This is a genomic window from Clostridia bacterium (assembly GCA_017438525.1).
In the GTDB taxonomy this organism is placed as follows: domain Bacteria; phylum Bacillota; class Clostridia; order Oscillospirales; family RGIG8002; genus RGIG8002.
On the sequence record JAFRVI010000045.1, the window covers coordinates 1 to 8,261 of the forward strand.

General features: G+C 59.4%; 6 protein-coding genes. 3 read left to right on the forward strand and 3 right to left on the reverse strand.

The window, feature by feature from the left end; genetic code table 11:
• Nucleotides 1-220: 220 nt before the first annotated feature.
• The 3 genes from IJL83_04440 (at nucleotide 221) to thrS (ending at nucleotide 6,396) form a co-directional block, all read left to right on the forward strand.
• Nucleotides 221-2,065, forward strand: a complete 1,845-nt coding sequence (locus IJL83_04440; GenBank protein MBQ6552845.1) for a choice-of-anchor J domain-containing protein — start codon at nucleotides 221-223, stop codon at nucleotides 2,063-2,065.
• Nucleotides 2,066-2,421: 356 nt separating this feature from the next.
• Nucleotides 2,422-4,548 (forward strand): hypothetical protein, encoded by a 2,127-nt coding sequence (locus tag IJL83_04445; protein MBQ6552846.1) that lies wholly within the window; start codon nucleotides 2,422-2,424, stop codon nucleotides 4,546-4,548.
• A gap of 63 nt (nucleotides 4,549-4,611) precedes the next feature.
• On the forward strand, nucleotides 4,612-6,396 hold the full coding sequence (thrS, locus tag IJL83_04450; protein MBQ6552847.1) for a threonine--tRNA ligase: 1,785 nt from the start codon (nucleotides 4,612-4,614) through the stop codon (nucleotides 6,394-6,396).
• Between the two features lie 163 nt (nucleotides 6,397-6,559).
• Here the strand turns inward: thrS and IJL83_04455 are convergent, their stop codons facing one another.
• From IJL83_04455 to IJL83_04465, 3 genes are all read right to left on the reverse strand, one after another.
• Entirely contained in the window at nucleotides 6,560-6,919 is a 360-nt protein-coding gene (locus tag IJL83_04455) for a four helix bundle protein (protein ID MBQ6552848.1), read from the reverse strand.
• A 136-nt stretch (nucleotides 6,920-7,055) separates the two neighbouring features.
• Complete coding sequence (gene rsmG / locus IJL83_04460; protein MBQ6552849.1) at nucleotides 7,056-7,748, reverse strand: 16S rRNA (guanine(527)-N(7))-methyltransferase RsmG; 693 nt, start codon at nucleotides 7,746-7,748, stop codon at nucleotides 7,056-7,058.
• A 34-nt stretch (nucleotides 7,749-7,782) separates the two neighbouring features.
• The gene (locus IJL83_04465; protein MBQ6552850.1) at nucleotides 7,783-7,986 is read right to left on the reverse strand and encodes a DUF378 domain-containing protein; all 204 of its coding nucleotides are present in this window, start codon (nucleotides 7,984-7,986) and stop codon (nucleotides 7,783-7,785) included.
• Nucleotides 7,987-8,261: the final 275 nt, after the last annotated feature.

Below are 8,261 nucleotides of genomic sequence, written 5' to 3' on the forward strand. Positions count from 1 at the left end.
AATTGCCGCAGGCAATTTGCTCCTTAACTGACGCGCAGCGTCAATATCACTGCGGCGAAGCCGCAATATCACTATCGCGGAGCGATAATATCACTGACGCGAAGCGTCAATATCACTGCGAACGAAGTTCGCCCGGGGGATCCCTCGTCGGCTTCGCCTCCTCGGGACGACAGATCCGGCGCTTTCCGCCGCGAAAAGAAACCGCAAAGGAGAATCTTTTATGTCCAAACGCGTAATTTCCGCAATACTTGCCGCCGCGCTGCTGCTGGCGTTCGCGCCGTTCGCGGCTTCGGCGGCGCGCTCGAAGGCGTACGAAACGACCGTCTATTCCTTCGATTTCGAGACGGATCCGTCAGCGAACGGCTGGTCGACGGCGGATATGGATAACGACGGCCACAGCTGGGTATACGCCCGGTATTACGCCGACGCTCACAGCGGCACCGGTCTTATGTGGTCGGCGTCCTACGACAACGAAGACGAGGCGCTGACCCCGAACAACCGCCTTGTAAGTCCGGTCATCGAGATCCCCGCCGAGGGCGAGACCTCGATAAAGGTCATGGCGCGGGGCTATCACCCCAGAGATTTCGCCGAGCATTTCAGATTCGCCTACGTAATAGACGGCGGCGATACCGTTCCCACGTCGATCGGATACGAGGATTTCGTCACGACGAACGAGTGGAAGGAATACTCCGTGACGATCTCTCCCGACGATCCCATACGCTCCCATCTGCTCGGCAAAAGGATCCGCGTCGTCATCAGCCACTGGTGCTGTACGAACCAGTTCCGCCTGCTCGTCGACGATTTCAGCGTCGTCAACTATAATCCGGTCGAGCACGTTATCTCGACCGATTTTGAAGCCACGCCCTTCGCGCGCGGCTGGGCGGCGAGCGACGTCGACGGCGACGGACACGGCTGGACCTTCGATCCCGCCGCCGAAACGTCGCACAGCGGCTCCGGCATTATGTGGTCGGCGTCATACGACGGCAGCGACGGCGCGCTGACTCCGAACAACCGCCTGATAACGCCCTTCTTCACCGTTCCGTCTTACGGCAAAATGACGCTCTCGTTCTGGGCGCGCGGCGACCACAACGACGATTTCGCGGAGAAGTTCGACATCTCCTACGTCGAATACAACGCCGGCAACGCGATCCCGAACACGATAAGCCCGACCTATACCACCGAAAACAGGTGGAACGAATACGTCTTCGACCTTTCCGGATACAATGACGGCAAGCTGCTCGGCAGGCGCATCCGGCTCGTTATCAGCCATCTGCCGTCGAGCAAGGACAACTACCGCCTCCTCCTCGACGATTTCGACCTCAAATGGGACGCGCAGCCGGATTCCGGCGTCGTCTACGCCTTCAATTTCGAGTCCGACCCCTTCGTCAACGACTGGACGCGCGAGGATCTTGACGGCGACGGCAACGGCTGGACGTATGAAAACTCGCGTCTGAGCGCGTATACTTACGACGATTACACCTACACGTATTCGTACAGCGGCAGCGGCTCGGTCTTTTCCGCTTCATATTGGAGAGGGAAGGCGCTGACTCCGGTCAACCGCCTGACCAGCCCGTATTTCACCGTGCCCGACGAGGGCGACGCGTTCGTTACCTTCCGCGCGCGCGGCAGCGATACCAACGACTATAAAGAGCACTTCGCCGTCGGATATCAGGTCATGGGCGATATACGTCTGGTGCTCCCCGGCTCCTTCACGACCGAGAACGAATGGAAGGAATATACCGTTAAACTGCCCGACGGACTGAACGGCAAGAACGTCAGACTATATATAACCCACATAGACTCGACCGATCAGCTCCGCTTATACGTCGACGATTTCGTCGTCCGCAGCGGCTCCGCCGCGCTCAGGGGCGACTTCGACAAGGACGGCGAGATCACCGTTTCGGACGCCCTCGCCGCGCTCCGCATCGCCGCGAAGCTCGCGGAGGAGACCTACGAGGCGATCCGCATCGGCGATATCGACGGCGACGATGCGATCACCGTTTCCGACGCGCTGGCGATCCTCCGCGTCGCCGCGAAGCTCGCGAGCCGGGACAGTTTGGCGTAACGCGAAGCGCCGCGTTCGTGTCATCCTGAGCGAAGGCGAAGCCGGAGCCGAAGGATCTTGAAGGTAACGGTAGTGTTATCGGGAAAGTGTGCAGTCGGAAACGGGGTTAACGTTTTGTGTTCTCACACGGCGTTCAGCGTGACTGCGCGGACGAGCAATGCTCGTCCCTACGGGCGCGATGCTTCGCATCGCTCCGCTCAGGATGACAAAGGGCGGCGCGGGTGCGTGACTGCGCGGACGAGCAATGCTCGTCCCTACGGGCGCGATGCTTCGCATCGCTCCGCTCAGGACGGCAGACTGTCAATCGGTTTATATTGATTCAATATAAAAATTCAAATCAAAGGAGAATCGACGTCATGAAAAAACGCATTATTCCCCTGCTTCTCACCCTCGCGCTCATTCTCACCCTCGCGCCGACGGCGTTCATCACCGCCCGCGCTGAGGAATGGACCGTGATCTACAGCTTCGACTTCGAGTCGGACCCGTTCTCGAACGGCTGGACTTCCGAAGACCTCGACGGCGACGGCCGCGGCTGGATATACGACGCCCACGCCGGCTCGTTTCTGGACGACCCCGAGGCGCTCTACAACAGTCCCGAGGGCTCGGTCTACTCCGAATCCTTTTCAAACACGACCTTCCAGTCGCTTCAGCCGGATAACCTCCTCTGGAGCCCCGCGATCGATATCCCCGCCACCGGAAAAACCTGGGTTGGCCTGTCGGTGCGCGGCTCCGACGTGACCGACTACGGTGAGAACTTCCGCGTCGGCTACGCTCTCCCCGGCGATACCGCTATGACCCCGATGGGCGCGGAACTCACCACCGAAAACTACTGGATTTCTCACGGCTTCTTAGTGGACAGCAAACTAAAGGGCCGGACCGTCCGCTTCTGCATCGAGCATTACGATACGTCGGGCAAGTTCCGCCTCTATCTCGACGATTTCGATGTCACCAACTATCCGCCCGACGACGCCGACGAGTACGATCTCTGGATCTGCGGCGAGCAGGTAACCGGAACCTCACTCTCCGGCGAGGGCTACTCCTACGACCCCGAGACCAACACGCTGACGCTGACCGGCGACATAAAAGCGGAAAACAACGCCGCGATCCAGTCCGGAATAATCGGTCTGACGATAAACGCCGACCCGGAACGCAGCTCCTGCGGCGTTGTCTCCAACGGCGACTTCCCGGCGCTGCTGCTTCTCGAAGACACGACGATAACCGGCTCCGCCGATAATATTTACATAAGCTGCACCACCGCGGAACCCGCGATATACGTCGGCAACAACGCCGACCTCACCTTCTTTGACGCCAACGTCACCGTGAACTCGCTCGACGGCGACTACGCTATCTACGCCTACGATAATCTCGCGCGGCTCAACGTAGTGAAGTCGCACGTCGCGGCGGATTCCTGCGTCTCCGCCGTATACGGCTTCTATCAGCGCGTATTCCTGACCGCCTCGACGCTGATGAATCCCGCCGGCGGCATCATCGGCGAGTGGGAGATATTCGACGCATGGGGCAGCAGAGCGAAGTCCGTCTGCTTTGAGCCCGCGGAGACAAAGCTTGCCGGCTTCTGCTATGACGATTTCGGCGATAACGGATTTGAGGGATATTTAATCAGCTTTTATCCGGCGGACGTCAGCTCCGTCACGCCCGGCAGGGCATGCCCGGAGGGCGCAAGCCTCGAATCCGGCGTGTACGTCGACGGCTGCTACTACGCCTATTCCTACGACGCCGACGAGTGCGTCGGCAGTTTCTTCAAGCTCCCGAACGGCGCCGCGAAATGGCAGGAGATCCCCGAGGTTGTGCCCTTTCAGATAATCTCCATGTCCTACGACCCCTGTACGGAATCGGTCTACGGCATAGCGACGTTAATTGAGGAAGCGGGCGACCGCGCCCTCGTGAAGATCAATCTCGCGACCGGCGGGGTCGAGACCGTAAAATATTACGGCTTCTCCCTTGATTCGAGACTCCAGGCGATCGCCTTCGGCGAACGCGGCGTCTGCTACGGCGTCGATTACAACGGCGACGTTTATGTCGTCGACGTTTTTAACGGAGACTGCTTCCTCAGCTTCTCAACCGACGTCATCTGCGGCAACGCATGCGATCTCGTCTACGATTTTGAAAACAAAGCGCTCTACTGGACGCAGAGCTCCGGCGCGGAGGATAACGGACTCTACATCATCGATCTCATCGCTGAAAAGGCGCGTTTCATCGGCAGGATAGGCGGCGGAATGGAGATCGTCGGACTGTACGTCGCGCCGGCGGAGCAGCAATACCTGAAGGGCGATATGGACAAGGACGGAGAGATCACCGTCGCGGACGCGCTCGCCGCGCTCCGCATCGCCGCGAAGCTCGCGGAGGAGACCTACGAGGCGATCCTCATCGGCGATATCGACGGCGACGATGCGATCACCGTTTCCGACGCGCTGGCGATCCTCCGCGTCGCCGCCAAGCTCGCGGACGAAAGCAGTCTGGGCTAACGCGAAGCGCTGTGCCTTTGATTCATCAGTAAATAAACTTCACATAAAGGAGAAAACCCCATCATGAAAGTCATCTACTTCGACGGACACGTCGACCAGTGCGCTCCCGAGGAGGAGCAGCACGTCATCCGCCACACCGCGGCGCATATTCTCGCGCAGGCGGTCAAGCGTCTTTATCCGCAGGCGAAATTCGGCTTCGGCCCCGCCAACGAAAAGGGCTTCCACTACGATATCGACCTCGGCGACGTCACGCTTTCGGACGCCGACCTCCCCGCCATCGAGGAGGAGATGAAGAAGATCGTCAAGGAAAACCTGCCGCTCAAATCCTTCATCCTGCCCCGCGAGGAAGCGATAAAGCTCATGGAGGACCGCGGCGAAAACTACAAGGTCGAGCACATCGCCGACCTCGAGGACGACGCGCCAATCAGCTTCTTCCAGCAGGGCGAGTATATCGATATGTGCACCGGCCCGCACCTTACCTACACTAAGGCGCTGAAGGCGTTCAAGCTGACCGGCGTTTCCGGCGCATACTGGCGCAACGACGCCTCCCGCAAGATGCTCACCCGCATCAACGGCACCGCCTTCGCGACGGGCGAGGAGCTTGAGGAGTACCTGCGCATGCTCGAGGAGGCGAAGCTCCGCGACCACCGCAAGATAGGCAAAGAGATGCACCTTTTCATGACCGACGACCTCATCGGCAAGGGGCTCCCGATGTTCCTCCCGAACGGCTACACCGTCTGGCAGGAGCTTGAGGAGTATATCAAGGAGAAGGAGCGCAAGCTCGGCTATCAGCACGTTCTGACGCCCTGCGTCGGCACCGTCGGGCTCTACGAGACCAGCGGACACTGGGAGCACTACCGCGAGAATATGTTCCCGGTCATGGAGGTCGACCAGGAGCAGTTCGTCCTTCGCCCGATGAACTGCCCGCACCACATGATGATATACGCCAACCGTCCGCATTCCTACCGCGACCTGCCGATACGCATCGGCGAGATCGCGCACGACTTCCGCTACGAGCCCAGCGGAACGCTGAAGGGCATCGAGCGCGGCCGCCACTTCTGCCAGAACGACGCGCACCTCTTCGTCACGCCGGAGCAGATCAAGTCCGAGGTCGGCACGGTCGTCGACCTGATCTTCAGCGTCTACAAGGACTTCGGCATCACGAATTACCGCTGCGTGCTTTCGCTGCGCGACCCCGCGGACAAGGTCAAGTACCATCAGGACGACGAGATGTGGGAGCACGCCGAGAACGCGCTGCGCGAGGTGCTCACCGAGCTGGGCATAAACTTCACCGAGGAGATCGGCGAAGCGGCGTTCTACGGCCCGAAGCTCGACGTCAACGTCCAGCCCGCCGTCGGCGCGGAATACACGCTTTCCACCTGCCAGCTCGACTTCTGCCTGCCGGCGAAGTTCAAGCTGACCTATATCGACAAGGACGGCGCGGAGAAGACCCCCGTCGTGCTTCACCGCGCGATCCTCGGCAGTCTCGACCGCTTCATGGCGTACCTCATCGAGGAGACGAAGGGCAAGTTCCCGCTCTGGCTCGCGCCGACGCAGGTCAAGGTGCTGCCGGTTTCCGAGAAGAGCATGGACTACGCCGCGCAGGTCGCGGAGAAGCTCAGGGACGCCGGCGTCCGCTGCGTGCTCGACGACCGCAACGAGAAGATCGGCTACAAGATCCGCGAGGCGAGGCAGGAGGACAAGGCGCCGTATATGATCATCGTCGGCGAAAAGGAAGTCGCCGAGGGCATCGTTTCCGTCCGCGACCGCGACACCGACCAGACTGCGCCGTATTCGTATGACGAGTTTGAGGCAAAAGTGCTGAAGGAGATAAGAGAACGCGTATAAGCGAAGCTTATCTGCGCCGAAGGCGCAATACCACTGCAGCGAAGCTGTAATACCACTGCGGCGCAAGCCGCAATATCACTGTGAGCGTCAGCGAACAATATCACTTAAAAAAGAACCGTGCAAATCAGCACGGTTCTTTTTTAACGAATATGATTCTTCATTTTTATACGGCGTCGTTTTCCTTAACGGTTTTCAGCGACGATATAAGCATTCTTCTGATCGCTCCGCAATTATTCTGCAGCGGCTTGTATTCGTTTTCATCTATGTAACCGGTTTCAAACAGGAGTTCAAGCCAGTATTCCGTTTCGTAGCATTCCTTTTGCGCGATTTCCAATTTTGAGACGAAATCTTTTCTTCCGTGCGCGTACTGCGCCTCGTGGATATTTGCGCCGATGGAAGTTGCCGAGCGAAGAAGCTGCCCGAGCAACGGCGAACCTTTTTTATTATCTCTGACGTCTTGGCAAAGGAAGACGATTTTCTTTGCGAAATCTTTGGATGCATCGCGTAATTTGCTGTCGGACATCTTGACACGACCTTTTTGTTGCCGCTTGCGCGGCAAGTGATATTGTTCGCTGGCGCTCACAGTGGTATTGCGGGCAGTGGTATTGCTCGCTGACGCTCGCAGTGGTATTGCGCCTTCGGCGCAGATAAACTCCGTCTTACAACGGCTTTTTCTTTATCCGCGCGAACGGCCGCGGATACGCGTCGTGGGTGGGCTTGACCTTACGGATGAAGACCAGCGCGCGCTCGGCGCCGCCGATCTCGGCGCGTTCGACGCGCTCGACCTCGCCGCCGAGCACGGCGACCGCGTTTTTCGCCTCCGCGATCTCCGCGTCGGCGCCGCGCCCCTTATAAGCGAGGAAGACGCCGCCGACCTTGACGAAGGGCATACACAGCTCGCAGAGGACGTTCAGCGCGGCTACTCCGCGCGAAACGGCGCAGTCGAAGCTCCCGCGCATCGGCGGCTTCGCCGCCTCCTCGGCGCGCGCGGCGACCGCGGCGACCTTCACGCCCGCGACCTCCGCCGCCTTCGCGATGAAGGCGACCTTCTTCCCGGTCGCGTCCAGCGCGGTAACGTCGAGGTCGGGGCGCGCGACCGCCAGCGGTATCGCGGGCAGTCCCGCGCCGCTGCCTACGTCGATGACCTTCGCGCCCTCGGGCGGGAAGCCGAACTTCAGCGGCAGCAAACTGTCGAGGAAGTGCTTGACGGCGATATCCTCCGGCGCGGTCAGCGCGGTGAGGTTGTATTTTTCGTTTTCGCTGACGAGGAACTCCGCGTAATCGCAGAGCGCCTCCGCCTGCTCCGCGGGCACTCCGCCGCCGAGCAGGATCCTTTTTATTTCTTCTCTCATCCGATTATGTACGAAGGAAACTGCGTTTCCTTCACTATGCCTCGCGGTGGTCTCTGAAGAGCAGCGAAATGCACCACAGTCCCGCCAGACCGACGAGGGTGTAGATGACGCGCGCCCACGCCGGAAGCGGCGAGACGTCGGTCATGCGCACGAGGTCGTAGGCGAAGATGCCGACGCTGCCCCAGTTGAGCGAGCCGATTATCACGAGGATAAGCGCGATCCTGTCGATTATCTTCATATCCGTTAAGTCCTTTCATGCGGGGCGAAAAAGCCCCTTTTGCGCATATTTTGCCCCGCGCGGAAAGGATTATGCGGATATGATTATGGGAAATATTGAAAAAAAGCGAACGCGGTCTGTCATTCCGGGGAGGCGCGAACGCGGGGCGTTCGCAGTGATATTGACGCTTCGCGTCAGTGATATTATCGCTCCGCGATAGTGATATTGCGGCTTCGCCGCAGTGATATTGACGCTGCGCGTCAGTTAAGGAGCAAATTGCCTGCGGCAATTTGAAT